The 26,868-nt window shown below is 51.3% G+C and carries 25 protein-coding genes and 2 rRNA genes; 9 read left to right on the forward strand and 18 right to left on the reverse strand.

Translation table 11 applies throughout. The features are described 5' to 3' along the window. Positions 1-50 precede the first annotated feature (50 nt). Complete coding sequence (locus DFP98_RS24680; RefSeq protein ID WP_116063288.1) at positions 51-1,454, reverse strand: hypothetical protein; 1,404 nt, start codon at positions 1,452-1,454, stop codon at positions 51-53. 285 nt (positions 1,455-1,739) lie between these two features. Between DFP98_RS24680 and DFP98_RS24685 the strand changes: the two genes are divergently transcribed. Further along, on the forward strand, positions 1,740-3,452 hold the full coding sequence (locus DFP98_RS24685) for a methyl-accepting chemotaxis protein (protein ID WP_116063289.1): 1,713 nt from the start codon (positions 1,740-1,742) through the stop codon (positions 3,450-3,452). A gap of 270 nt (positions 3,453-3,722) precedes the next feature. Here the strand turns inward: DFP98_RS24685 and DFP98_RS24690 are convergent, their stop codons facing one another. After that, positions 3,723-4,613 (reverse strand): LysR family transcriptional regulator, encoded by an 891-nt coding sequence (locus DFP98_RS24690; RefSeq protein WP_116063290.1) that lies wholly within the window; start codon positions 4,611-4,613, stop codon positions 3,723-3,725. A gap of 148 nt (positions 4,614-4,761) precedes the next feature. Between DFP98_RS24690 and DFP98_RS24695 the strand changes: the two genes are divergently transcribed. Genes DFP98_RS24695 through DFP98_RS24710 form a run of 4 tightly spaced genes read left to right on the forward strand, consistent with a single transcriptional unit; the run spans position 4,762 to position 8,143 of the window. Continuing rightward, complete coding sequence (locus tag DFP98_RS24695; protein ID WP_116063291.1) at positions 4,762-5,952, forward strand: acetyl-CoA C-acetyltransferase; 1,191 nt, start codon at positions 4,762-4,764, stop codon at positions 5,950-5,952. Between the two features lie 20 nt (positions 5,953-5,972). Beyond that, entirely contained in the window at positions 5,973-6,665 is a 693-nt protein-coding gene (locus tag DFP98_RS24700) for a CoA transferase subunit A (RefSeq protein WP_116063292.1), read from the forward strand. A gap of 16 nt (positions 6,666-6,681) precedes the next feature. Beyond that, positions 6,682-7,344, forward strand: coding sequence for a CoA transferase subunit B (locus DFP98_RS24705; protein WP_116063293.1), 663 nt, complete (start codon positions 6,682-6,684; stop codon positions 7,342-7,344). A 19-nt stretch (positions 7,345-7,363) separates the two neighbouring features. Next, on the forward strand, positions 7,364-8,143 hold the full coding sequence (locus DFP98_RS24710; protein ID WP_116063294.1) for a 3-hydroxybutyrate dehydrogenase: 780 nt from the start codon (positions 7,364-7,366) through the stop codon (positions 8,141-8,143). A 41-nt stretch (positions 8,144-8,184) separates the two neighbouring features. Here DFP98_RS24710 and DFP98_RS24715 read toward each other — a convergent pair whose 3' ends face one another. Then, a complete protein-coding gene (locus tag DFP98_RS24715; RefSeq protein ID WP_116063295.1) occupies positions 8,185-9,105 on the reverse strand; it encodes a helix-turn-helix transcriptional regulator in 921 nt (306 codons plus the stop codon). Positions 9,106-9,311: 206 nt separating this feature from the next. Between DFP98_RS24715 and DFP98_RS24720 the strand changes: the two genes are divergently transcribed. Next, positions 9,312-11,081: a glycoside hydrolase family 35 protein gene (locus tag DFP98_RS24720; RefSeq protein ID WP_116063296.1), complete on the forward strand. Its 1,770-nt coding sequence runs from the start codon at positions 9,312-9,314 to the stop codon at positions 11,079-11,081. A 91-nt stretch (positions 11,082-11,172) separates the two neighbouring features. On the opposite strand, the gene DFP98_RS24725 is transcribed toward DFP98_RS24720, so the two are convergent. The 4 genes from DFP98_RS24725 to DFP98_RS24740 all read right to left on the reverse strand — a co-directional run bounded on the left by DFP98_RS24725 (position 11,173) and on the right by DFP98_RS24740 (position 15,568). Next, positions 11,173-12,048, reverse strand: a complete 876-nt coding sequence (locus DFP98_RS24725; protein WP_209073690.1) for a carbohydrate ABC transporter permease — start codon at positions 12,046-12,048, stop codon at positions 11,173-11,175. 41 nt (positions 12,049-12,089) lie between these two features. Further along, a complete protein-coding gene (locus tag DFP98_RS24730) occupies positions 12,090-12,965 on the reverse strand; it encodes a carbohydrate ABC transporter permease (RefSeq protein ID WP_116063297.1) in 876 nt (291 codons plus the stop codon). Between the two features lie 73 nt (positions 12,966-13,038). Beyond that, positions 13,039-14,307: an ABC transporter substrate-binding protein gene (locus tag DFP98_RS24735; RefSeq protein WP_116063298.1), complete on the reverse strand. Its 1,269-nt coding sequence runs from the start codon at positions 14,305-14,307 to the stop codon at positions 13,039-13,041. 547 nt (positions 14,308-14,854) lie between these two features. After that, a complete protein-coding gene (locus DFP98_RS24740; protein WP_116063299.1) occupies positions 14,855-15,568 on the reverse strand; it encodes a GntR family transcriptional regulator in 714 nt (237 codons plus the stop codon). Between the two features lie 381 nt (positions 15,569-15,949). Between DFP98_RS24740 and DFP98_RS24745 the strand changes: the two genes are divergently transcribed. After that, positions 15,950-16,924 (forward strand): N-acetylglucosamine kinase, encoded by a 975-nt coding sequence (locus DFP98_RS24745; protein ID WP_116063300.1) that lies wholly within the window; start codon positions 15,950-15,952, stop codon positions 16,922-16,924. Positions 16,925-16,928: 4 nt separating this feature from the next. Then, positions 16,929-18,254 carry a 6-phospho-beta-glucosidase gene (locus tag DFP98_RS24750; protein ID WP_116063301.1) on the forward strand — a complete coding sequence of 442 codons (1,326 nt, stop codon included), beginning with the start codon at positions 16,929-16,931 and terminating at the stop codon, positions 18,252-18,254. Between the two features lie 82 nt (positions 18,255-18,336). Here the strand turns inward: DFP98_RS24750 and DFP98_RS24755 are convergent, their stop codons facing one another. The 9 genes from DFP98_RS24755 to DFP98_RS24795 form a co-directional block, all read right to left on the reverse strand. Then, the gene (locus DFP98_RS24755; protein ID WP_425455548.1) at positions 18,337-18,690 is read right to left on the reverse strand and encodes an initiation-control protein YabA; all 354 of its coding nucleotides are present in this window, start codon (positions 18,688-18,690) and stop codon (positions 18,337-18,339) included. A 75-nt stretch (positions 18,691-18,765) separates the two neighbouring features. Further along, a complete protein-coding gene (locus DFP98_RS24760) occupies positions 18,766-19,566 on the reverse strand; it encodes a PSP1 domain-containing protein (protein WP_116063303.1) in 801 nt (266 codons plus the stop codon). A gap of 2 nt (positions 19,567-19,568) precedes the next feature. After that, positions 19,569-20,546: a DNA polymerase III subunit delta' gene (gene holB / locus DFP98_RS24765; RefSeq protein WP_116063304.1), complete on the reverse strand. Its 978-nt coding sequence runs from the start codon at positions 20,544-20,546 to the stop codon at positions 19,569-19,571. Positions 20,547-20,570: 24 nt separating this feature from the next. Next, entirely contained in the window at positions 20,571-21,014 is a 444-nt protein-coding gene (locus DFP98_RS24770) for a YaaR family protein (protein ID WP_116063305.1), read from the reverse strand. 22 nt (positions 21,015-21,036) lie between these two features. Further along, on the reverse strand, positions 21,037-21,366 hold the full coding sequence (locus tag DFP98_RS24775) for a cyclic-di-AMP receptor (RefSeq protein WP_116063306.1): 330 nt from the start codon (positions 21,364-21,366) through the stop codon (positions 21,037-21,039). Positions 21,367-21,467: 101 nt separating this feature from the next. Then, the gene (gene tmk, locus DFP98_RS24780) at positions 21,468-22,100 is read right to left on the reverse strand and encodes a dTMP kinase (protein ID WP_116063307.1); all 633 of its coding nucleotides are present in this window, start codon (positions 22,098-22,100) and stop codon (positions 21,468-21,470) included. A gap of 227 nt (positions 22,101-22,327) precedes the next feature. Further along, positions 22,328-23,791: a glycan biosynthesis hexose transferase WsfD gene (wsfD, locus tag DFP98_RS24785; protein WP_116063308.1), complete on the reverse strand. Its 1,464-nt coding sequence runs from the start codon at positions 23,789-23,791 to the stop codon at positions 22,328-22,330. 10 nt (positions 23,792-23,801) lie between these two features. Beyond that, on the reverse strand, positions 23,802-25,298 hold the full coding sequence (locus DFP98_RS24790; RefSeq protein ID WP_116063309.1) for an aminotransferase class I/II-fold pyridoxal phosphate-dependent enzyme: 1,497 nt from the start codon (positions 25,296-25,298) through the stop codon (positions 23,802-23,804). 80 nt (positions 25,299-25,378) lie between these two features. Beyond that, on the reverse strand, positions 25,379-25,564 hold the full coding sequence (locus tag DFP98_RS24795) for a sigma factor G inhibitor Gin (protein WP_116063310.1): 186 nt from the start codon (positions 25,562-25,564) through the stop codon (positions 25,379-25,381). Positions 25,565-25,726: 162 nt separating this feature from the next. Between DFP98_RS24795 and DFP98_RS24800 the strand changes: the two genes are divergently transcribed. After that, a complete protein-coding gene (locus DFP98_RS24800; RefSeq protein WP_116063311.1) occupies positions 25,727-26,254 on the forward strand; it encodes a transposase in 528 nt (175 codons plus the stop codon). Between the two features lie 252 nt (positions 26,255-26,506). On the opposite strand, the gene rrf is transcribed toward DFP98_RS24800, so the two are convergent. Continuing rightward, positions 26,507-26,623: ribosomal RNA gene (gene rrf / locus DFP98_RS24805) — 5S ribosomal RNA — on the reverse strand. 152 nt (positions 26,624-26,775) lie between these two features. Continuing rightward, positions 26,776-26,868 (reverse strand): 23S ribosomal RNA (locus DFP98_RS24810); the annotation flags it as partial.

Consider the following 26,868-nt stretch of genomic DNA (forward strand, 5'->3'; position numbering starts at 1 on the left):
TGCCTTTCGGCAAGCTTAACGGGTACGGGCGTATTCGAAAGCGCCGGATTCTAATTATGAGAACCTTCCGCTATTTCCCGGGAGATAAAATGCTTGAACCTCGCGAAATAGCGTTCGGAGGCTTCCCAACGTTTGGAGTCTAGATAGGAAATGTCTTGGCGTCCATACTCGTTGGGTGGCTGATAATGCCGGGAAACATATTTGTCATTATCCAACGTATAGAAATAGAAGGAACCATCATGAGTCTGTATTTCCATTCGCGCATTCAGTTCGTCCCCGTCTTCGTCCGTATGCGCCTGACGAAAACGATAATATATGGAGCCATCCCAGAACCCGTCGTTGTCCTCCCCTGCCGGGTCCAGTGCCTGAATGGCCGGATGCTGGAAAAGCTCCTCGAAGTCACCCCGATCCACGACCGGCAAATACAGCTCGGCCACATTAACGCAGGTCAGCAGCATGATCCAATAATAATTAAACTCCGACAATTGCTCTTGAGGTTCACCTGTAATGTCCTCCCAGATCGCCTCTTCATCCATCGCTTTTCTCAACAGATGAACGACTTCGTCTTCCTCAAGCGAAATAAAATAGTGATTCCGCTCATCCTTAATGTACACGCTAGGAGTCTGTAGATCCCCGTCCCCATCAACATACTCCCGATTTACTTTGAAATAAGCGCCCCGCTCAGTGAAGTCGAAATAGTGCTTATCGCCGGGCATCAGTACACACTGAATCAGTTTCATAATATTTTCTTGATTAAGCGCGTTGTCGGTAAAGTATAGGTGGACGGCTCCCTTTCTCTGGAGCGCTTCGTTCAAATCTTTCAGTGCAGAACGACCTTTCCTAAGCGTGGAGACAAGCATGCCGAACAGAAAACCGACCTCTTCGTCCTCAATATCTTCATCATCCAGGAAAACGTCGTCGATTAGCACATCGCGAATGTCTACGGGAAGCTCCTGGCAGACGCCATCCCCCTCCCACGCGTTTACCGTACACACAAACCGTTTTTCACCGCCCGCTGTGATACGGTATTGGTCATCCTGAACTAGCACCGCTGCGTTCAGATTGCCTTGAACGATCGTTTCTCCGTGGTTGTAGGAGCCGCACAGAACTTCTTCGACCAGCAGATTGCCCTCGACATAGATCTCTTGGCCGCCTACCGCCATATTTTGGACAGTCAAGTTCCCCATCACCATAAGCCCGATAGCGCCATCCGTTTCCTCATTGTAGAGGTTGTCCACCGTAAAGTTCCCATCGATAAAAATGAGTATCGTCTCCGTCTGATCCGGAAACGGCTTTTCCCAATCCAAATCGAGAGAAGGCAACGTTAAATCTCCGGCATAGTAAGCGGCAATGTGCTCGTCGGTAAAGTCCTGATAGAATTTCGCCCAACAGGAATCTTCGGGAAAGCGATCCTTAAGTTGGTTGAGGGGCATAAATTGAAAGGAACTGTTCATCGTTTCTCTCCTTTGACTTTTCACCTCCCAATATTGTAAAGCTATTTAGAAAATACATCCATATGAATCGAAGGCAGGAAATGCGCCCAACAAGATCAAATAAATCGCTTGAAATCTGAAACCGATATCAGATACACTAGCATAGGTAATACAACGCGTTCCAAGTTATGGTAAATCCCTTTTCAGGAAACAACAGCTTCATGAAAACGATACAATCCACTTTTTGCAGCCGGGCTGCCGTAAATCGGGAGCTACCCACAACACTCAGCAGGGGAGTACACTACCATGAATTGGATTAGAAATTGGAAGATTAGAACTAAAATTTTCAGCATGCTTGGACTGTCTATTCTCTTCTTATTTGCAATCGGAACGATCGGAACAACCTTTATGCAATCGATGGGCAACAATGCCCGCGCCATCTACGAGAAGCAGATGATCCCGAACGGCTTGATCAACAAGCTGCTGTTCGGCAACTCTCAGATCGACTTGTATCAGACGGAGCTGCTCGTAGCCGTCGACCAGAATCTGATCATGCAAATCCAAGAGCAAATCACCGAAACTAGAGCGAGCAACCAAGCAACGCGCAAAGAGCTGGAGCAGATCGAGCTGTCGCAGCGGGCTCAGGCTGAATACCAGAAGTTTCTCGATCTGATTCCGAAAAGCAACGATGCGCGCAAAAAGGTTGACGAACTGGTCGGCAACAATAAAATAACGGAAGCCTATGTCGCATATGCCACCGCATTCAAGCCCGTAAGAGCGGATATGATCGACGTTCTGGAGCTTGCGGTGAAATATAATGAAGAGGATGCCAAAGCGTTCTACGAGGAGAGTATTTCCAGCTTCCAGACCGCTACGACGCTTGTTCTTCTCCTCTCTGCATTAGCTATTGTGCTGTGTTCCGCTGTCGGCTTCCTGATTACCGCCTTCATCACGCGTCCCGTTCATCAAATTCAGCAGTTAATGGCCAAGGCCCAGGATGGGGATTTGACCGTACACGGCAGCTATCGCTCTAGGGATGAGATCGGACTGCTTACAACGGATTTCAACCAGATGATCGGCGGATTAAAAGAGGTTATCGTAAAGATCAGTATGGAGTCCCAGAGTCTCTCCGCTAGTTCGGAGCAGCTATTGGCCAGCTCGGAGCAGTCGAACCTGACTATTAATCAAGTCGTTGAGTCGATTCAGTCGATCGCTAGCGGCGCGGACGCTCAGCTGCATGCGACGGAAGAAAGCGCAAAAGCGATGGAAGAAATGGCCGAAGGGATCAAACGAATTGCCGAATCTTCCGGAGATGTATCGGAAACGTCCGTCGAGGCGGCCAAACAAGCGAATGATGGAAATGAAGCGATTCAGAAGGCGATTGATCAGATGGGCTTGATCCGATCCGCCGTGAACGATTCCTCGCAAGTGGTCAAGCAGTTGGGAGCGCGCTCTCATGAAATCGGGCAGATCGTTAATGCGATTACTGAAATCGCAGCGCAAACGAATCTGCTCGCATTAAACGCTGCAATAGAGGCGGCAAGAGCGGGAGAGCACGGGCTTGGATTTGCCGTCGTAGCCGGCGAGGTAAGGAAGCTCGCCGAACAGTCCCGGCAATCCGCCGAACAGATTGTCGCGATTATTGAGCAGGTTAAAAGCGAAACGGCTTATGCGATTGCATCTATGGATAACGGAAACCAGGTCGTCAACGCGGGCACGGAGATCATGCAAGAAGCCGGAGAAGCTTTCCGCAACAGTCTTTATTCGGTTCAAGCGGTTTCCGGCCAGATTCAAGAGGTTTCCGCCGCATCCGAGGAAATGTCGGCCAGCTCGCAGCAGGTTGCCGCATCGCTTCATAATATGAAAAGCATTGCGCAAGTCTCTTTCTCCAATACGGAGAGCGTTGCTGCGGCTTCGGAAGAGCAGCTCGCGACATTGGAGGAAATCTCCTCGGCCGTTGGCTCGCTGACCAAGATGTCGCAGGATTTGTTCGACATTACTCAACGCTTCAAGAGCTAGCCAAGATAATCGATAATAAAGTTGCAAGTGGTATGTACCTCATTCCGATGCAAGCAGCGGATCCATTTGCAAACAAGAGTTTACGCAGAGAAGGTAGTCGAAAAATCGTACAACGCAGCTCGGATCAGGCCTAAAGAGCAGACTTTTGTTCGGAAAATCGTACAAAGCTGCTCTGCTCAGGCTATAACGACGAACGTTTGTAGGAAAAACCATATAAATCATCCAAGATCAGAGATTGCAGATCACTATGGGACAGCCACGTCCATCGAATCAATTGCCGCGAACCTGTTGCCGCCTTATAAACTCAATCCACCCTCTAGCTGCGTGGGAGAGGTAATGGTTTTTGCTCCAGATCGCGGCAAGATCCCAACGAATCGGCGGAATCGTCTCGGGAATCACGCTAACCGATCCCAGATCGATTTTTCTGGACACCGTATCCGGAAGGAAAGCGATCCCCAGTCCGGCCCCGACCATCTCCCCGATAAAATCCCATTGCGAGCTTTCATAAGCGATCTTCGGCTCGAACCCCTCTTGTATGCAGGACTCTCTCACACGATCATAAAGCGAGAAACCTTCTCTGAACAAAATAAACGGCTCCTCTTTCAATTCCGCAAGATGGACGGTTTGTGCCCCCGCCAACGCATGGCTCGAATTCACGATCAACGATAGCTGACGCTCTGCCAGAGGAAATACCTCGAACTGCTCCTCGTCCACTGGCAAGACGACCACGCCTACATCCAGCTTAGCTTCCCTGACCAGTTGCTCCACCACTTTGCCGCCCTCTTCGACCAATCGAAGCTGCACGCCCGGATACTCGCCGCGAAAATCCGCAATCATTCTCGGAAAGAAACTCGATCCGATAACGGGAGGCAGCCCTAAAGACAGCTTCCCCCGTTTCAATTGCCTCCCTTCATTTAACGTCGACTGAAGATCACGGGACATCGCGATCGTCTCCATCGCGTATTTCAGCACGACTTCTCCGTCGTCCGTCAGCCGCAGATACCGAGTCGTACGGTCGAACAACACGACTCCTAACTCTTCCTCCAAGTTCTTGATCGCTTTGCTTAGCGACGGCTGCGAGCTATGAAGCGACTGCGCCGCTTTCGAGAAGCTTAGCTGCTTGGCGACTTCCGCGAAATAAAGAAGCTGTTGAAATTCCATTCCGCTCTCCCCTCCGACATCCCCATATATTCCAATTTTGAATCAATTATATTCGATATATGTATTTTACTCATAAATGCTGCTTCAGTACAATTTTAATGAAAGGAATCGTTATGGACGATTCGATTGAATGAGGAGGGATGGGCGCATGAGCGAAAATGAAGTTGTCATCGTCAGCGCGGCGCGAACGCCAATCGGGAAATTGGGCGGTGCTTTCAAGGATGTCTCAGCCGTGCAGCTAGGCGCTGCCGTCATACAGGCAGTTATCGAACGGGCCGGCATCTCCGGCTCTCTCGTACAAGAAGTACTTATGGGCAATGTCCTGCAAGCCGGACTTGGCCAGAACCCGGCACGGCAGGCCTCGCTTCAAGCAGGCTTATCCGTAGAGGTGCCCGCGACAACGGTAAACCAAGTGTGCGGCTCCGGTCTAATGTCGCTGCAGATCGCTTACCGATCCATTCAGAGCGGGGAATGCGACATTGTCGTCGCAGGCGGAATGGAAAATATGAGCCAGGCTCCTCATCTGCTTCAAGGAACGCGCTCCGGCTACGTCTTGGGTGATCAAACGCTTCGCGACAGCATGATCAAGGATGGCTTGTGGTGTGCGCAGAACGATTATCACATGGGCATAACTGCGGAAAATTTATGCGAACGGTACAACCTGGAGCGCGAGCAGCTCGACCAGTTTGCGTTAGATAGCCAAAGAAAAGCCGCAGCCGCGATGGCCAACGGAACCTTCAAGGACGAAATCGTCGCCATGGATGTGCCGGGGCGCAAAGGAGCAATGCTGCGAGCCGATCAAGATGAGTTTCCTCGCCCGGACACGACGTTGGAAGGTCTCTCCAAGCTCAAGCCTGCATTCAAGAAGGACGGCAAAGTGACGGCCGGCAACGCTTCCGGCATCAATGATGGAGCGGCAGCTCTATTGATCATGAGCAGGTCTAGCGCAGAACTGCACGGTCTTCATCCCATGGCCGTTATTCGCTCCTGCGCCGTCGTTGGCGTCGATCCCGCTCATATGGGAATCGGACCAATTCCGGCTACGGAGAAGGCGCTTCAGAAAGCTGGACTAACGATTGCCGATATCGATGTGATCGAAGCCAATGAAGCGTTTGCCTCCCAAGCGCTCCTGTACGCGAAGCATTTCGATCTAGATGACCGCAAGCTTAACGTCAACGGTGGAGCAATTGCTTTAGGACATCCGATCGGAGCCAGCGGCGCTAGGGTCGTGGTCTCCCTGCTGTACGAGATGGCACGTCGAAATTCACGATTTGGCTTGGCTGCATTATGCGTCGGCGGCGGGCAAGGAGTCGCTGTCGTCGTAGAGCGCTGCGAATAATCCAGAAGGGAGCAAGCCAAATGAAAAAAATAAACTCATCGTTTATGGAAGCGGTTTCCGATATTCGCGACGGCTCCATTCTAATGGTTGGCGGCTTCGGTCTTGTCGGCATTCCCGAAAATCTGATTGTCGCGCTGTCCGAAACCGGAGTGAAGAACCTAACCGTCATTTCCAACAATTGCGGGGTCGACGATTGGGGTCTTGGCCTGTTGCTTCGCAACAAGCAGATCAAGAAGATCATCGCCTCTTACGTCGGAGAGAACAAAGAGTTTGAACGGCAAGTTCTCTCGGGAGAGATCGAGGTCGACCTCTTGCCTCAAGGCACGTTAGCGGAGAAAATCAGAGCGGGCGGCGCAGGCATTCCTGCCTTCTACACCCCCGCAGGCGTCGGAACGCCGCTCGCGGAGGGGAAAGAAACGCGAGTGTTCGGCAACAAAACCTATCTCCTAGAGGAAGCGTTAACCGCCGACTTCTCCTTAGTTCGCGCCGCAGCCGCTGATAAGCTGGGAAATCTGACGTATAACAAAACAGCGCGCAACTTCAACCCTCTCATGGCAACCGCCGGTCGCATCACGATTGCCGAGACGGAACAATTAAAGGAAGACGGCTTTCTCGATACCGATCAAATTCATACACCGGGCATTTACGTACAGCAAATCATCGTGGGTGAACAACAGAAACGAATCGAGAAGTTAACGGTCGCACAGCGATAAGGAGGAGGAGAATCCCATGGCCGAATTATCTATTCGCGAGAAGATCGCGATCCGCGCAGAGAAGGAAATCGCCAGCGGATACTACGTGAATCTTGGAATCGGCATCCCTACATTGGTAGCCAACTTCATCCCGGATGAGAAGCAGGTGCTGCTTCAATCCGAGAACGGCCTGCTCGGAATCGGCCCTTATCCGGCCCAAGATCAAGTCGATCCCGATCTGATCAACGCCGGCAAAGAAACGATAACCGCAATTGCAGGGGCCTCTTATTTCGATAGCTCCGACTCCTTCGCCATGATCCGCGGCGGGCATATCGACCTCGCCATCCTTGGCGGCATGGAGGTATCCGAGTCGGGAGACTTGGCCAACTGGATGATTCCCGGTAAGATGGTCAAAGGCATGGGCGGAGCGATGGATCTCGTTCATGGCGCTAAGCGAATCGTCGTCATCATGGATCATGTGAACAAAGACGGCAAGCCGAAAATATTGAAGCAATGCACGCTCCCTCTCACGGGCAAATCCGTCGTGGACAGAATCATAACCGATCGCGCAGTTATCGATGTCACTCCGGAAGGCCTTGTCTTATCGGAGGTCGCTAGAGGTTATACTTGCGACGATATTCTGGCTGCGACAGAGCCGCCGCTTCGAATCGCGGATAACGTCCTTCTAGACGCTTACTAATGAGTGGAGGGAAAGCGGCATGCTAAACCAAAAAGTCGTGCTCGTCACGGGAGCGGCGCGAGGAATCGGATTTGAAATCGGACGGCGTTTCGCCGAAGGAGGGGCCACCGTCGTTCTAACCGATCTGGACGGAACGGCGGCTGGACATTCTGCAGAATCTCTTAGACAATCGGGACTCGACGCACATGGGATCAAGCTGGACGTAACCGCGCCCGAAAGTGAGATCGCCGGCACGATTCAAAGTATCGAATCGACCTGGGGGAGCGTCGATATCCTAATCAACAACGCGGGGATGCAGTATGTTTCGCCAGTCGAGCATTTTCCGACGGAAACGTTCGAACGAATGCTCCGAATTATGCTGACAGCACCCTTTATTTTGACCAAGTTGGTCGTTCCCGGCATGAAGAGGAGGCAATTCGGCAGGATTATCAATATCGCCTCCATTAACGGCCTGGTCGGATTCGCGGGGAAAACCGCCTACAATAGCGCTAAGCACGGGCTTATCGGCTTAACCAAAGCCGTTGCGCTTGAGACCGCGACCGACGGAATTACGGTGAATGCACTATGTCCCGGTTACGTAGATACGGTCTTGGTGAGAAACCAATTGGCGGATGTGGCAGCCCTCCACCAGCTCTCCCGGGAGGAAGCTCTGGAAAAAGTGATTTTGCCTCTCGTTCCGCAACGCAGACTCATCGAAATGCAAGAAATCGCGGAATACGCCGTCTTCCTGTCCGGCGATCACGCCAAAGGAATTACCGGCCAAGCGATCGTCATCGATGGCGGTTATACTGCTCAATAAGACTCAAAGAAGCGGCCGCCTCATACGCTATTGGCCGCTTCTTACTTATAGTCGGAACTCGGCTGCCCCAAATGAATTCTAGGACGGTACTGGGAAGGGGAAACGCCCGTCCATCTCTTGAACTGTCTGGAAAAATGGCTGATGGAGGAGAAACCCAGCTTCTCCGCGATCTCTTCTATCGTTAGTTCGTTGTCCAGCAGATGTCGCTTGGCTTGATTCAGCATGAGCTGCGTTAAATATTGGCGCGGCGACATCCCGTACACTTTGGTGAAAACCTTGTAGCATTGGCTTCTGCTCAAATTCAAATAATTAGCGATTTCCTCTATTTTAATATCTGTGTACATATTGTTCTGAATCATCGACTCTACCGCATGGGCCAAATCCACCTCGGTTGTAGAGCTATGGCGATCCAGTCCGCGGCCCCCATGTCTTCTGGAATCAAGAAGCACCGCAACCTCTTTAATCATCAGCAAGACATGACTTTGAAACAACAGCTTGTTCAAACCGGCGAGATGCAAAGAAATGGTGCCTTCCTCCCAACTGCGATGAGCGGAATTTTGTAACTCGTTCTGGAGCAAGGCCTCCAATTCCTGCAAACAAGCAGGCAACCGAGTTTGTTGAATCGCGCTCTTCTTCAGATGCTCATAGGAATTGGCGGACAGATGGTCTCGCAATTCTTTATCGTCTATATTGAAATGGGTGTTAAAGAAACTATAGGTCTGTGCAGAGTTGTTATGCATGTAATGCTTAACTCCCGGCTTCAGTAGCAGTAAATCTCCCGCCTCTAGAGTGAATTCATAATCCTCCGTCGACAGCGTGATTTCCCCATCCCAACAATACAACAGCTCGAATAAATGATGATGATGTCTTGGGTATGACCAGAAGGGCTGCCTGACGCCAAAATGACAACCCACAATTTGCAGCGTATGCGTCATGCTTGCGATTCGAATATCGGTTTCCATCTGTCGCCACTCCCCTACTGCATCGCATAGAGTTAACAAGGATTCTGTGTTCAGTATAATTCGCGGCCGCGAGTTCGTCTAACTCTCTTATATGGCAAAATAACAAATGGTCAAATAGTCGGAGCATTTGCTAATTGCCCCCTTCTTCCCTGCTTCTTATGATGATTTAAAGGAATCATCATTATCATTCACGGGGTGAACCGGAAATGGGTACTTTTAATTATCAGGGCGAGCAATTTTTACTGGACGGACAACCGATTCGCATTATCTCCGGCGCAATTCATTATTTTCGCGTAGTGCCCGAGTATTGGCGCGATCGTCTTCTTAAGCTGAAAGCTTGCGGATTTAATACGGTGGAAACCTATGTGGCATGGAACCTGCACGAGCCGCGCGAAGGCCAATTCCGCTTCGACGGTCTGGCCGATATCGAGCAGTTTATTCAAATTGCCGCTGACGTCGGACTGCTCGTAATCGTTCGTCCCAGCCCCTATATTTGTGCGGAGTGGGAATTCGGAGGACTGCCTGCATGGCTGCTCGCCGATTCTGATATGAGGTTGCGCTGCTTCCATCAGCCTTTCCTGGACAAAGTCGATGCTTATTACGATGTTCTGCTGCCGAAATTTAAGCCCTTGCTCTATACGAACGGCGGGCCGATTATTGCCATGCAAATCGAGAATGAATATGGCAGCTACGGCAACGATAAGAAATATCTGGAATACTTAAAAACCAGTATGCAATCTCGCGGTATCGATGTCCTTCTTTTCACCTCGGACGGCCCTGAAGACGCTATGCTGCAAGGAGGAATGGTGGACGGCGTACTCGAAACCGTCAATTTCGGCTCCCGTCCCGCTGAAGCGTTCGCGAAATTGCGCGAATACCAAAGCGACAAACCGCTCATGTGTATGGAATTCTGGAACGGCTGGTTCGACCATTGGGGCGAGCAGCATCATACCCGGGATGAAGCCGATGTTGCGAAGGTATTCCAGGAAATGCTGGAGGCGAACGCTTCGGTCAACTTCTATATGTTCCATGGCGGGACGAATTTCGGATTTTATAACGGCGCCAACAATCCGAAATACGAGCCCACGATTACAAGCTACGACTACGATGTGCTGCTAAGCGAGTCGGGAGATCCGACCCCCAAATTCTATGCCGTACGCAGCGTGATCGAACAATATGAGAAGCTTGATCCTTTAGTGCTGCCCGATCCGATTAAGAAACAAGCCTATGGGACGATCCAAATGACGGAATGGACGGGCTTGTTCGACCAATTGGATGCGTTGGGTACCAAAACGCAAAGCGCCTATCCAGAGACCATGGAGAAGCTGGGACAGGACTATGGATTTATTTTGTATAAGACGCACGTAACCGGACCTCGGGGCAAAACAAATCTCACCCTGCAGGATGTGCGTGACCGGGCCATCGTTTATTTGGACAATCGGTATATTGGCGTAATCGAGAGAGACCGCGAGGAGCTGCAGGAGCTTGAACTGGAAATCCCGGCATCGGGAGCCCAATTGTCCATCCTTGTAGAAAACTTGGGGAGGACCAACTATGGCCGGTTTTTGAAGGATTGCAAAGGAATTACCGAAGGCGTGCGGCTTGGCTATCAATTTTTGTTCGATTGGGAAATCTACACGTTGCCGCTCGATAACCTGCATTCCCTTTCCTTCGAACCGGGCAACGGGCAGGAGATGGCTTCCGAAGAGGGCGGCGCGGATCAGCCGGTATTCTACAAAGGAATATTAACCATCGACGAAACGGCCGACACCTTTATGAATATGAGCGGCTGGACCAAAGGCGTTGTCTACGTGAACGGGTTTAACCTCGGTCGTTATTGGGAACGAGGACCTCAACAGACCTTGTATATTCCCGCTCCGCTCCTTAAAGTCGGAGACAACGAGATTATCATTTTCGAACTGCATGGAGCCCAGCAATTGAGCGTGGAATTTGAAGATACGGCTCGTCTGGGATAGATTTTGCATAAATGCCGTCATCTTTCGCGCCTCGATTTACGCGACGAAAGATGACGGCATCTTATTTTCCCAGCGCAGAATTGAGTTCGGATTACTTCAATGCGCCTTCCGTTAATCCCGCTACAATGTAACGGTGAAAGAAAACGTACAGCACGATCATCGGGATCGTAATGATGGACAGAGCCGAGAACAACAGCTTGTAGTCGGTCGTATATCGGCTAGAGAATGCCAACAATCCGACGGGGATCGTCTTTAATTCGTCGTTCTGAATATAGAGCATGGCTAGCAGCAGTTCATTCCAAGTGTTGAGAGCGGAGAAAATGCCGACGGTTGCCATGCTTGGAATCAGCAGCGGAAAAATGATTTTCGCGAACAGGACGAAATTGCTGCAGCCATCGATCCTCGCCGCCTCCATCAGCTCTTTGGGCACGGAATCGAGATACGCTTTTAACAGAAAAATAGCTAGCGGCAGTCCGATCCCGATATAAGGAAGGATCAGCCCCATGTAGCTGTCTTTAAGATGAAGTCTCTCGAAAATATAGCTTTGCGCAATAAAAAAAGATTGCAGCGGCATAAACAAACCGAATACGAACATGAGCATAAGCGCTTTGCTGCCCGTAAACTTCAGCTTGCTGAAGGCGAATGCGGCCAGACTGGCAAACAGCAGAATGCCTACGATAGTAATAGACGTGACGATGACGCTATTCTTAGCATAGATGCTCATATTGCCTACATTCCAGGCGTCGGCCCAGTTCTGCCAAGCAATCGTGTTAGGCAAGCCGAACGGAGTCGTGAAAATTTCCCGATTGGTACGGAAGGACGACAGAACCAACCAAATCATCGGGTAGAAAAAAAAGCAGGATAGGACGATCATGAGTACGTAGTACAAAATTTTGGAGGGATATTGCTTCCCCGTTCGTACGCGATCGTCGGGTCTCTTCTCTATGTTCCAAGCTGCGGTCGCCAATGACAGCACCTCTTTCTTTCGAATGCGATAAGGAATGGGGACTAGTATTCCAGCGAGTTGTCTTTACGTTGAAGCTTGCCCGCCAACAAACCGATTACGGCGATCACCACCGTCATAATAACGGCCAGTGCAGAACCGTAGCCGATGCTCATGTTATTGAAAACCACTTTAACAAGATAAGTCGTTACGATTTCCGTGGAGTTATAAGGTCCTCCGTTCGTCATGACGTAGAACAGATCGAACGCTTGAAAACCGGTCAAGACGCAGAGCATCACCCCGGTATCGACTAAGCCGCGGATCATCGGCATTTTAATTTTAGTGAAGATTGTCCATTCGGTTGCCCCGTCCAAATACGCCGATTCGTACACATCCTTGGGGATGCGTTGAATGCCGGAATAGAAAATCGTCATGTAGAAGCCCGCATATACCCAACCGGATACGAGACAGATCGCTAACAGTGCCGTATTCGGATTGCCCAGCCAGACATTCGTCCAGCTTTCTAAGCCGACAGCCGTCAGAATGGAATTCAGCAGACCGAAATCGGAGTTGTACACGAATCTCCAGATGTAGGAGACGACAATCATCGGGAGCATCACCGGCGTGAAAAATGCGATGCGGAACAGGCTGCTTCCTTTACGTCCCATCGTAATTAATCCGGCAAGACATAATCCGACGAGAACCTCAAGAAATACAGTTGCGATAATGTAGATGAGAATATGGCTGTAGGAGCTCCAGTAGATGCGGTCTTGGAACGCTCTGGCATAGTTGTCCAGCCCTACGAAGTTCATTGCTCCGAAGCCGTTCCAATCGTAAAAGCTGAAGGCAAAGGTCATCACAATGGGAACGAGAATTGTAAAAGCGAACAAGAGGACGGCAGGAGCAACGAATAGATAGGCTGATCTTGATTTGGGGGACATCTTCCCACCTCCATCGTAATGCGGTCAGGAAGGCCGGCTATAACCGTTAAGGTGCCGGCCTTCCTGTGAATTTCTACTTTTTAAGCGGTGCGATCGTATTGTCCAACTCGGCCAGCGCGGCTCCCGGCGTTCTCGCTCCGCTCAGCACTTGAGAGGTGGCCAAGTACAGCGCGTTGGCCACTTCGATGTTGTAGCCCATATCCGGAGGAGACACGACCACCGGAGCTCCTTGAAGCAGGTCGTTCATGCTGGAAGCGAGAGGGTTCATTGCCTCTTTGTCGATGCCGTCTTTCGTAATCGGAACGGCGCCTGCAGCGGACAGCTTTTTGGACGACTCGGCGGAGCTATAGAGCTTCATAAACTCGATTGATTCCTCGACCAGCTTGGAATTTTTGTTGACGACCATTCCGGTTAGAACGCCGATGACGCTGTCCTGATTCCCTTGGCCGCCAGGCATAGACGGAAGGTTGAAGTAGCCCATTTCGAATTCAGGAGCTTCTTCTTCCGCAGTCGGAACGAGCCAGCTGCCGATCGGATGCATTGCCGCCTTGCCGTTAAAGAACAGCATATCCGCTTCATTGTCCGCGATCGCATTGACGCTATCGTTAATATAGCCTTTGTCCCATAGCGTCTGAACATATGTGTATGCGTTAACAAATTCCGGGGAATTGAACGGTTTCTTGAGCTGCATCGCATCGTCGAAGGCTTGCTCGCCGACTACGCGCGAGATCAGATGGCCGATCCAGTTGCCGGCAGGCCATTGCTCCTTATTGCCGACGGCGATGGGCGTAATACCGGCCGCCTTAACCTTCTCGCTGACCTCAAGGAACTGCTCCCAAGTTGTTGGAGGCTCCAGTCCAAGATCGTTAAAAACTTGCTTATTGTAATAAATAACGTTAGTAACATCGCCTGCAGTCGGAATCATATACGTCTTGCCGTCGAATTTCATGCCGTTAAAGCTGCCCTCTTCGAACTGATCTCCGAGACCGGTCGTTTTGAGAATCTCCGTAATATCTGCCGCATAACCTTCCTGAACGCGATTGTTCAAGCGCACTCCGGCCCATTCAAAATAAAGATCCGGCGCATTCTGACTGCTGAGCAGATTCGGGAGGCCAATGTATTTATAAGTATCGTCCTTCTGGAAAGTAAATTCGACTTTGATGTCTTTGTGCTGGCTCTCGAATTCCTTGGCAATATCCTCCCATACTTTTATCAAACCTTCGCCCGGCGACCCCATGGCGATTCGCAAAGTCGTCTGCTCGCTCTTGGAAGCGCCTGAACACCCGGCAAGTCCTACAGCCACAACAACCGCTGTACATCCCAAAATCCCTTTTCTCAACATAATCGCTCCTCTTCATAACCTATATTTATTTGTTAAAACGATATTCCCCAAATTGTCATTACTATCAAATTAAACGGCGCTAAGCAGAATTACAGAGTAAATCTATACGAATGATGTAAAAGCCGATCTTATTCGTTTGCTCTTCAATAATTTGTAGTAACAATATAAAACTATTGTATTAACGAAATGCAGCTGTTGTCAATGAATTTATAAAAAAAGGTTTTCCGCCTTTCCCCTCTTCCGTGCTCAATTTGTAAAAGTCTATATGATAAGAGCAGAATTCGCCAATTTTCGGTTTCTTCCCCCTCTATTTTGTTATTATCAAACATAATCATTGACATTTTGTCATTATTATAAATAGAATGATAGTAAATTGTTACTACAATAATCTATTTTGCAGAAGAAACGCGAAAAAAGAAGTCGCTGTTTAACTGGATTGACCGTTACTTTGAGCTTATTGCAGAGGAATAGGAATACAGGGGATCAAGACAAAAAAGAAGATCGCCAGTTGCGGTGATCTTCTTTTTTTGATTCCTCGCGCGAGAAGCTAGAAGAATCTCTCGATCGTATAGTTGGAGAAGTCGCCGCGGAATACGCCGAAGCTGTATTCCAACGGTTTATTGTCGGAGAGATAAGTGAAGGTTTTGACCTGCAAACACGGCGAGCCTTCCTTAATGCCCAGCAGCTTCTTGGCGACTTTGTCCGCAAGAATCGGCTTAAGCTGTTCCACGGAACGATGCGCTTTAAGCTGATATTTGGATTCAAGGAATTCGAACAACGAACCGTCGCTGTAATCGTTCACCAGGCCGGGAGCCAGATCCCACGAAATGTAGGTTGTCTCGTAGATAAGCGGTTCGCCGTCCGCATACCGAACGCGCAATAGTTGGTTGATCGGGGAATTAAGCGGCGCCTGTAAAAATTCGTTTAGCGGCGCTTCGGCGGGAATCACCTTTGCCTCGATAATTCTGCTCGACGGCTCCTTGCCCTGCATCATGATGTCTTCGGAAAAGCTTCGCGTCTGAATCAGGTGGAGCTCCTTGCGCTTAACGAACGTTCCTCTACCCTGGATTCGTTCAAGTATGCCCTGCGTCTCAAGCTCGCTGAGCGCCAATCGAATCGTCGTTCGGCTTGCAGAATACAGCGTGCACAGATCGGCTTCTGTCGGCAATCTTTCGCCGACGGCATAAACGCCCGATTGAATTTGTTTGAGCAACTGCTCTCTAATATGAAAGTATAAGGAGTTTCCCGATCTCTTTGTCATTACAAACTGCCTCCGATACCAGTATTGATTTATTATATCACATGTGCTTCTTGGCTTAAATCCACCAAAAGGTAGTTACAAATAAAAAGATTTAATTTTTTTTTAAAAGTTTAATCATTACCTTTGATCATACTCGACGAGAATGCATGCTCAACCCGGGGTCCTTTCACATGAAATGTTACCCTTAAATTATAAATTAATTCCAAAATAATTGGAATCATTTCCTATGTCATTCGAAACAATTCATGAATACTCATCGTTTAATACTTTTGTTTTACATTTGTAGTAATGAATATTATAATTCGTTTATTGGTATTAACAAATTGGTGATTGATGCTGTAAATGAGACAACTGTAGAGATGGACTGAAAGGAGCTGACCTATGCGATATTTTGCAGGGGTAGATGGAGGCGGCAGCAAAACCTACTCGCTTGTCGTCGATGAAGCAGGAAATGTGCTAGGTTCTGGCTTGGCGGGATGCGGCAATCATCAAATCATCGGCGCGGAAGCGGCGGTGACGAACATTAGCGAATCTTTGCATGAAGCGCTTCGGCAAGCGGACCTGAAGGAAGAGAAGTTAAGCTTTGTCCAGTTCGGCCTGGCAGGAGCGGACAGACCTTTCGATATGAATAGGCTGCAACCGGAAATTTCGCGACAGATGAATTTGCAACAGACGGATATCGTATGCGATACGATGGAGGGCTTGCGTGTGGGCAGTCCGACGAACACGGGAGTTGTGCTTGTCTGCGGCAGCAATACGAATGCAGCCGGACGCAACGAGAAGGGGCAAACCGTGCAAGTAGGAGGGTTTAACGATCTGTTCGGCGATCGGGCGGGCGGCTATCACCTGGCTTTTCAAGCCTTCAGCAGAACCGTCCGCTGCTGGGACGGCCGAGAGCCGCACAGCATACTCGTCGACAAGGTCCCTGCAGCGCTGGGGTTTGACAGCATGGAGACGATGATCGAACGATGCTTGGATGACGAAATCGTCGAAGCCCCGCTTCAACTGTCTTACGTGGTGCACGAAGCGGCAAGGGAAGGCGACTGGCTGTCGATTGAACTGCTGACCAACATGGGCAGGGAGCTTGGCCTAGCCGCTGCAGCCGTTATCCACAAGCTTGGCGGGTTTAGCGGCCACATCGTTCCGGTTGTATTAACCGGTAGCATTCTGCAATCCGGGAGGAATCCCGAGCTGCTTGAAGCGCTGAAGAAGGAGGTCTCCGCGACTCACGCTTCGTGCACGTTTGTCATTCCGCAGCTCGTTCCCGTATTCGGATCCGTCATGCTGGCCATGGATCGTCTGGGAATTGCCGTTACAGAACAAATCGCGGAAAAATTTACGAACTTCGGAGGATAACGAAATGAAAAAAGACGGATTAAAAATTGCAGTTATTGGCGGCGGTTCCTCTTATACGCCGGAGCTAATCGACGGATTGATTCGTTACTATGACGAATTTCCGGTTGCAGAGCTTTATCTGGTCGATATTGAGCCAGGCGCAGACAAGCTGAAAATCATTGGAGACTTGGCGCAGCGGATGATCGACGCCAGCGGCAAACCGATCAAGCTGCATACGACGATGGATCGCCGCGAAGCGATCAGAGGCGCGGATTTCGTGACGACTCAAATCCGCGTAGGCATGTTGGACGCTCGTTCGCGCGACGAGAAGATTCCACTGCTGTTCGGTCTAATCGGGCAAGAGACGACCGGCGCAGGCGGGTTCGCCAAAGCGCTGAGAACGATTCCGGTTATTCTGGACATTTGCCGCGAAATCGAAGAGCTTGCGCCTGACGCTTTCTTAATTAATTTTACGAATCCGGCAGGCTTGGTGACGGAAGCGGTCAATAAGCATACGAAAGTGAAATCCGTTGGCTTGTGCAACCTGCCGATCGGCAACAAGATGCAAATCGCGGAGCTTTACGATGTGGATCAGCGCGACCTGTATATCGAGATGGTCGGGATCAATCATCTGAACTGGACGACTAAGGTGGTCATTGACGGGAAAGATCAAACGCAGGATTTTCTTACGAAGATTGCGGGTAGAAGCGGATTTTCTATGAAGAACATCCCCGACCTGGAATGGGATGCGGAATTCATTACTTCTGTCGGCGCATTGCCTTGTGCCTATCATCGTTACTATTACATGAAAGAAGAAATGTTCCGCGAACTGAATACCACCTTCCAAGAAACCGGCAAAACGAGAGCGGACGATGTCAAAGAAGTGGAGGCGGAGCTGTTCGAGCTTTATACTCAACCTGAACTCGTATCTAAGCCGCCTCAGCTGGAAAAACGCGGAGGCGCCTATTACTCCGAGGCCGCCGTCCAGCTAATGAAATCGATCTACAACGATAGCGGAGATATTCAGGTGGTGAACGTTCGCAACGGAGGAGTTATCTCCTGCTTGCCTGAGGACGCCGCGATCGAAGTCAACTGCGTGATTAAATCGGACGGTCCACATCCGATCGTGTTAAGCGGAGAGCTTCCGCCGCAAATTAGAGGGCTGCTGCAAGTTGTGAAGGCCTACGAGGAATTAACCGTTCAAGCGGCAGTATTCGGCGATTACCATGCCGCGCTGCAGGCGCTCACGATCCACCCGTTAGTCGGGGACGAACAGCTCGCCAAATCGTTAATCGGCGAGATTCTTGCGCAGAATGCGGCCTATCTGCCTCAATTTGCAAAGAACGACTAATACCTAGGACCTCATATAGCGTCATAAATAATGAAGAGGCATCGACTCCCTTTCACTTGGGGAAGTTAATGCCTCTTCTATCTTATTTACTCAAAAACGACAAGCAGAACAAGCAATCGCCTTCCATACGCAAATGACCGTAATACACGTTGCAAATATGGAAGCCTTCATGATAGAGCCGGGCGAGATTGTCATAGCCTTCTCCGACGCCGGCGTTTGCAGCGGAAGCGTAGTCTTCGTTCCCCTTGACGGCAGCCGGTTCTTCCACCGCTTCTTGGGTGACCGCTACAGATTCCGTTTCCCGCTTCAGTACTTTTCTGAGCTGCTGATTCTCGATTCTGAGCCGCTGGTTCTCCTCCAGCAGTTCCTTGAACTTCAGCTTCAGATCTCCGAATTCGGCATACACTTTACCCAAATTCGATTCCAGTTCATCCATATGAAGAAAAGTGTCTTTCATGAACAGATATCCACCTCAAGGCATCCGCTATGTCATTTCGGAAGGTTCTGTCACTCACTTCAAGACGACATCGTCGAAGGGCAGTTCTTTGACCTTGCCCAGCTCGAACAGCTGTACGTGAACGCTGCGAGAGCCAAGGTTGATACCAACGACTTTGCCCTCTCCCAGCGACGTCACGACCGTCTTGCCTACCGCTGGCAATTCTTCTTTAGCACTTTCATAGTTGTCGTGCTCGTACTTCAAGCAACACATTAAGCGGCCGCATAGGCCGGAGATCTTCGTCGGATTAAGCGAAAGATTCTGGTCCTTCGCCATCTTGATGGATACCGGTTCGAAATCTCCCAGCCAGGAGGAGCAGCACAGCACTCGCCCGCACGGCCCAATTCCGCCAAGCATCTTGGCCTCGTCGCGCACCCCGATCTGACGCAGCTCGATTCGAGTTCGGAATACGCCGGCCAAATCCTTCACCAGCTCCCGGAAGTCGACGCGCCCTTCAGCCGTGAAGTAAAAAATGATTTTATTCCGGTCAAACGTGTATTCCACGTCTACGAGCTTCATCTTAAGCGCGTGATCCTTGATTTTCTGCAGTCCGACGGTAAATGCACTCTTGGCTGCGTTGCGGTTCTCCTCGACAGCTTTGGCGTCGGGATCTCCCGCGATGCGAATGACCTTCTTCAGGGGAAGAACGACATCCTCTTCTCCTACCGTCTTCGGGCCGACGACGACTTTGCCGTATTCAACGCCGCGTGCCGTCTCCACGATGACATGCTGATCTTTGGATACCGGATGCTCGGCGGGATCGAAATAATAGATTTTGCCCGCTTTCTTGAAGCGGACTCCCACCACATCGTACAAATCTACCCCTCCCGCACGTTCACCAGAAATTGCTCCAGCGCCAGTTGCGGCGCTACGTGAGCTTTAATTCTCCTTGCCGCCGTCAGTGCGGATTCCATAATCCTTACCCAGGACCCGATCGGACGGCTCCAAGCCGTCTTGGAAATCCACTCCGCCTGGTCCGGGAACACCATATAGCTCTGACGGTCGGTCATTGCGTAAATCATATCTCTATACCACAAAGCTAACAATTGTAGCAAAATGTCAACATGTTCGGCGAGTTCCGTCTTAAACACCTGCTGCTGCGCTTGAAGCATACTGGCGGCGAACCGGGACGGACTCTCCTTGCCTAATTGTATCACTACGTTTCGGATATCTGCAAACCAATTCTCGTCTGCCAATTTTCGGCTGGCCCCGAGTCCTGGCGACAAATGAACGGCCGCCCGCGCGAGCAGCGGCGATTTGCCTTCCTGCACGAGAATATTTTCCAACGCTTGCCGATCGCCCGGAACGAAAGGTACGAGCTGCGTCCGCGACAGAATCGTCGGCAGCACGGCCTGTGCGCTCGGGGCAAGCAGGATGGCGACGACGGGAGAAGGGGGCTCCTCCAGAAATTTAAGCAGGCTGTTGCTCGCCTGGGTCGTCATCGTCTCCGCCGATTCGATGATATATATTTTATAGCCCGCTCCGGAGCTGCGATACGAGAGCTCCCGCTGCAGCGAACGAATCTGCTCGATCTTCACCGTTGCTCCGTCCGGTCGAATGATATGAAGATCCGGATGATTGCCATGGAGCACCTTGCGGCATTCCAGACATTCTCCGCAAGCGTCGCTGCCGCCCCTCTCGCAAAAAATCGCCTGCGCGAACGCCTGCGCCATCTCCATCCGTCCCGAGCCGGGCGTTCCCGCGAACAGGTAGGCATGCGCAAGCCGATTCGCCGCAAGCGCGTTGCGCAGAAGCGACTTCGCCCTGTCTTGTCCTGCAATCTGTTGAAAGCCCATCTAAAGAAACTCCTTAGTCGAAACTCAAAATGCGATATTAATCAGAAGGCCGCGAATTTCTCCGACCTTCTGCAGCAGATCGATCCGCCCCTCTTCGCTCTGCAACAGCTCTTCTCCCATACCTACTAGCATCGCGTCGACCTCTTCAAGCAGCTTGTAGCGCTTGCCGCGGCCTCTACGGTCCCAGCCCCGCGTCTCCTTCAAGGCAATGCCGCGGCGCACCGTATCTTCCAGAAACGCTTTGACCATCTGCCGATACAGCACCAGCTCCCGAATCGTCATCGAACGGGTAAGCCGATCCCCTTGCATTCGGATGTCCTCCAGCTTGCGCTGCAGCTCCTCATGCGTTCGCTGTTCGTCCTGCTGCTGCATCAGATCGCCGAAGCTTTGCGATTGGGCAGGTCTTGCCGGCAGTTCTCCCCGTTGAATCGTCTTGCCGACGGGATATAGCCCCGGTTGGATCTTCATGTCCGTTCACACCGCCCAACCGTTAGAAATGTTCGAACCGTTCTACCGGAAGCACGAATACGGCAGCCCCGCCTACCTGCACCTCGACCGGGAAAGGAATGTACGAATCCGCCGCTCCGCTAACAGGCGACACTGGCGTGACCAGCTGGTCCCGCACTTTACAGCTTGAACGAATCACGTCCAGGGCGCTCTGTACCCGATCGTCCTCAATCCCGATCAGGAACGTCGTATTGCCGGCACGAAGGAATCCCCCCGTACTCGCCAGCTTTGTTGCCCGGAACCCTTCCTTGATCAATGCATTGGACAACCGGTTGCTGTCCTTATCCTGAATAACCGCAATCAGCAATTTCATAGTCAGGCCTCCTCGTAATGAAATAGCGGTCTGTCGATGTTGGATTTACTTCTACTTAATATAAATTGGACACTTACACGCTAAAACCCTTTTTTAAATGGCTATGCCAGCGATTTCTCCACCAGCACCCACGCCGCTTCCGCCAGACGTGCGGGCTCTTCGCTTGCATCCAGCGTACGGATTCGCTCCGGAAACTTCTCCGCGATCTGCAAATATCCGTCACGAACCTTGCGATGAAAAGCCAGCCCTTCCAAGTCGAGCCGATTGACCTCGCGGTGTTGGTTCTCCGCGATTCTGGCCAATCCGACCTCGGGGTCCAGATCCAAGTATAAAGTAAGATCGGGCATGCAATCCTCGATGGCGAAACGGTTGATGTCCCACACCTTGTCTACGCCCAGCCCCCGAGCATGGCCTTGATAGACTAGACTGCTGTCCACGAAACGATCGCAGATCACGATACTCCCCCGCTTCAACGCCGGCATGACGATCTCCACCAGATGCTGCCTGCGGGCTGCCGCATACAGCAGCGCTTCCGTCCTCGCATCCATCTTCGTATTCTTCGTATCCAGAATAATGCTTCGGATCGATTCTGCAATCGGACTGCCCCCCGGCTCGCGGGTCCGGATTGTCCTCCTCTTCGTTTCCTTATATATTCTCTCAGTCAATTGCGTGATTAGCGTCGTCTTACCCGCTCCATCCCCGCCTTCAATCGTGATGAACAATCCGCCCTGCACTCCGCTTTCCCCTTTCAGCCGTTGCCTATATAAGTTGAACCAATGAAGGGAAAGCCCATTGCATTCCAAAAGGGATGGTTTTGCCGACTTCAGACAGGTTGTTTTGGGCTGCTTGGATCGATAAGAACTTTATAGGTAAGCAGCCCAAAGCCAAAACTCGCGGCAAAACCATTCCCTTTCTTCATTCCATTGGGCTATCTCTTCGAGGTATCTTTGGTTCAACTTATTTAGCCCCAAACCCGCCTCTGCGCAAGCTTAATTGCTCCGTAGAATGCTCCGACTATTGCGCTTATTACCATCATATCAAAGCAGACGTTAAACATAAACAAATGCTTCCCAAGATCGGCCTCTCCGTCCCCAATAAGCGGCACGATACAGGAGAAAACCGCCGATAGCGCAACGACGGCAAGCATCTCGACCCCTATTCTCCATTTACCCGAGCGGTTGTTCAGCCAAACTGCGATCAAGATTCCGACGTATACGAGGAAAATAAGAAAGTACCACACGGCCTTGCGAGGCATGTAAGCCACCTTGAAGTCGCTCCACCCGCTGAAAGAATGCGAAATCGCCCCGGGAGATTTGCCCGCCGAAGCATCATAATTGCCCAGGTAATAAGGGCGAATATACATCGCGTTCTCCGCCGCTCTATCCAGCTTCTGCATAAAACGCGAAGGATGCTTCAAATAATACATAGCGATATCCTTGTGGCTTAGCTGCTGCAGCACCTCTCGATGCAGCACGGGATCGTTCTGCGGAATAGCCGTGTCCTTCTGAAAATAATTCGTGCCCGCAAGCACGGCGTACTTGCCGGAGATACCTAGCTCCTCCATATCGCGTTCCAGATGCGGCGTATCCTTGAGCACACCGAAGAAGATCGACTGGTATAGGTTGACATGCTTTAACCGATCCGGCGCGGCTACGATCATAAGGATCGATCCGGCTAGCAAAATTCCCGCTCCCGTCCACACCTGCCGTCTCCATCTAGGATCGTTCCGCAATCCGCTCATTCTCCAGGCTAGCAGCGCGAAAACGAATCCCAGCGGCGCGTTCTGAATTTTCGACGTTGCTACCGCCAATGCGGCCGCCACGAATAATGCAAACAGCCAGCCGGTCGGCCTGTCCGACGAGGCCAGCGCGAAAGCCGACGCAACCATCAGCAGCATCGCAATCAGCGCATAAGGCTCTCCGAAGAAGGATTGAAAATAAGCCGCATAACCGATATCGCCGAATACGAACAACAGCGCCGCAGCCAATAGCAGTGCCATAGCCAGCGTCGCTTTGCGGCTATCCGCTCGCGGCGCATAACGAACAAACAGCACGACAGCCCAAATATAAGCAGCCGCATAGAGGCCCCCAAGTACGCGAATATCGAAAGTCGCTCCATCCACCAGCCTTCCGATCCACCCGGCAACGGCTACGAATACGACGTGCGTAGAGACATAGCCCCCGAGCGTGTAGCCCCCATATCCGAAATGCTGATGCGCATATTTGAAATACAGAGCTTCATAGGACTGGTCCGGATGAAGCACGCGCAATCCCGACACGCCCAGCACGCGCCCAAAATCTCCGCTGTCGGCCAGTCCGATAACGGGAGGAATCATAATTAATCCGACCAGCAGCGCTCCTGCCGCAATACCAGCCAGCCATGCCATCCAGATACGAATGTCTCGGCCGACGCGATCCCTGATCATGCTCTCACCTCTAGCCGTTGTTCTCTTGCCATACTTGAATCTCGCTAAGCTGCGGATCCCGGACCCCTTGAATACGCGCCCCTTCATGCCGCCAACGCTGCAGTTGGCTCACAATTGCCTCTGTAATGGTTTCTCCCGGATATAACACAGGTATACCCGGCGGGTAAGGAATGACCCATTCCGCCGCCTTGCGGCCGATGCTGCTCTCCAAAGAAACCGTTACGGTTAACCTCTCTTCCCGATCAAACAAAATCGGTTCCGGAACGATCGCGGACTGTTCGTTTTCTTCCTCGAACGGCGATGTCTCCTTCGGATTACCCTCTAGCGGTTTAATCCCAGGTGCACTTCCTTGCTTGCGCCCTGCGATGTCTGCCAATGCCGCCTTCAGCCTCTGCCCGTCCTCCAGCGTCGTTCCCGGCCCAAGCGCCAGCACGACATATCTCTCATCGGCCATTTCCGCAATGCAGAGCTGCTTCTCCAACTCGTCTCGCAGCGCAAAACCGGTCAGACAGCCCGATTCGTCGAACAGGACCAGCTTAAGAGGATCGTAGACGATATCGGCGCTTATATAATCCCCGTAACCCAACGCCCGGAACGACGTCTTCTCCAACGCTTTCACGACTTGCAGCGCCGCATCCATCGCGCTAGAGAACAAGCGTTCCTTGTCATTGTTCAGCTGCCATCTGGCCAAGTCCAACGACGCCATGATCGGAAAGGAGGGACTGGAGCTCTGTACCATCGTTAACGCTTGCCTGATCGCGGCTCTCGGAACGCGTTTTCCTTGCATATGCAGCATAGCGCCCATCGTCATTGCACCGAGCATTTTATGCGTCGATTGCACGACAACGTCCGCGCCTGCCTCCAGCGCCGATGGGGGAAATTGCGGGTGCGAACCGAAATGCGCTCCGTGCGCCTCGTCGACCATTACCGGCACGCCTCGGTTATGCGCGGCCGCAATAAGCGGCGACAGATCGACGCTCATCCCATAGTAATTCGGCGAAGACAGAATAAGCGCTTTAGCCTCCGGATAACGCGCCAACGCTTGCGTCGCCAGGCGCTCGTCCGGAACGGTCGCCAGTCCCGACAATCGATCGATCTGCGGTGACAGCAGCACTGCCCGAGCGCCCGCCAGCATTAGACCGTGAACGATCGATTTATGTACGTTGCGCTGCACGATAACGAGATCGCCCGGGCGACATAGGCCGACGATCATCGCCAGATTGCCCGACGTGCTGCCGCCTACGAGAAACCGGGTCTCCTCCGCCCCGAAGCATTCCGCTGCGAGAGCCTGCGCTTCAAGCAACGCTCCCTCCGGATGGTGCAGATCGTCGGTATCCGACAGCTCCGTAACGTCCAGAGCAAGCAGCGCTTCGTAATAGGCGGCCGCCCGCCCATCGCCCCAGCTTGCCCTCGCTTTATGTCCCGGTACATGGAAAGCGGCCGCCTGCAGCCGATCGTGGGCGACCAGCGCTTCGAATAGAGGGGCTTTCTGTTGATCTAGCTTCACTCATCATTGCCCCCTCTGGGTTTTGATCTTATTATATCAGAACGAAAGACCGGACAGATTATCTGCCCGGTCTCTCGCAATCAAATATGGAAACGAACCCATAACTGTTTTAACTGTTTGACGAAAAAAGGATACCTCTCATCTTCCGCGCTTGTGTGCACCATCTCAGATTCGCATGACGTACATATAAATTCCGTAACAATCGTAATCCCTTCGTCCTTCGGCTCACCGCATACCATGCAGGTTTTCCGCTCGGTCGCCTCCATGAACGCCACCTCCGCCTTTTCCTATCGTTGCCTCTAGTATGTCCGAATTCTATGAAAATATACCTATTGATAGTCCGAAAACGGCTTGAAACATAACAATAAGCTTTCATTATTCCGATAGTAATGGACAGGAAGCGTTTTGCGCCGGGAGGAATATCGTGAATGAGCGAGCTGCAGTCCAAGAGAGAAGCAACTTTCTATAATTATACACTCGTTCGTAAAATAGCTCTTCGTCCAGAGAGTAAATATAGCTATATGTCCACCGCTCTGCTGCTAGTTACTGTATTATACTTCATTGACGGCTGGTATGGATTGATCTATTCGATCATCGGCGCCGTTCTTATGCTGCTTGTACATGCCCTTGTATTGCGAATTACGCTAAGACGAGTCGACGAACTGTCGGAGAAAAAATGGACCTTCCGCCGAGACTGGCCATGGATCGGCCCTCTGCCGATCATGGATACGCAGCTAGCTCTATTTCGCCGGCTTCATTTCCATCTGTTCCTCGTCGGGTGCTGCGTCTCCGGCTTGTTCTATCCGTGGGCCCCTTCCTCGCTCGTGATCTCGTTGGTGTATTGGCACATTTGGCTGTTAACCCCGCGCGTGAGACTGCTTCTTACACTGCGGCGTGAGCGCAGAGACGGCATCGTGCGGCTGGAAGCGAAGGAAGTGTCGTTCTACCACCAGTAACATGGGTTGAAAAATGGTTTTCCGTACGAACTGTCTCGCCGGCCTCATTGACGGAAGCGCGCCAGTCCACCGTACGGAACAGTCGGCTAACTCACACAGCTCTCTTCTAACGGAACGATCAGTGAACTTCCGTCGGCATTCCAATGATCAAAGCCGGTATGTTCAACACGTAAACCGGCCTGATACGATTTCTTTTCGAACAGTCTGATTAATATACAAAAAAACACCCGATTAAGGGTGTTTCTCTATCCAGCCTGGCGACGTCCTACTCTCCCAGGACCCTGCGGTCCAAGTACCATCGGCGCTGGAGGGCTTAACGGTCGTGTTCGGGATGGGTACGCGTGGAACCCCTCCGCCGTCATCACCAGACCAGATTGCTTCATTTCAAGCCATGTTAAACATGGCATTCATGGCTTGCGCCCTGAAAACCGGATACGAACCAAACTCGCGCTTAGAAGAAGGTGAAGTGTCTTGCTTTATAGGCCAAATCACTGTTCGTAGCGATTTGCATCGCACGAGGTTAGGATAAGCCCTCGACCGATTAGTACTCGTCAGCTCCACACATTGCTGCGCTTCCACCCCGAGCCTATCAACCTGGTGTTCTTCCAGGGGTC

The organism is Cohnella phaseoli (assembly GCF_003386235.1).
In the GTDB taxonomy this organism is placed as follows: Bacteria; Bacillota; Bacilli; order Paenibacillales; family Paenibacillaceae; genus Cohnella; species Cohnella phaseoli.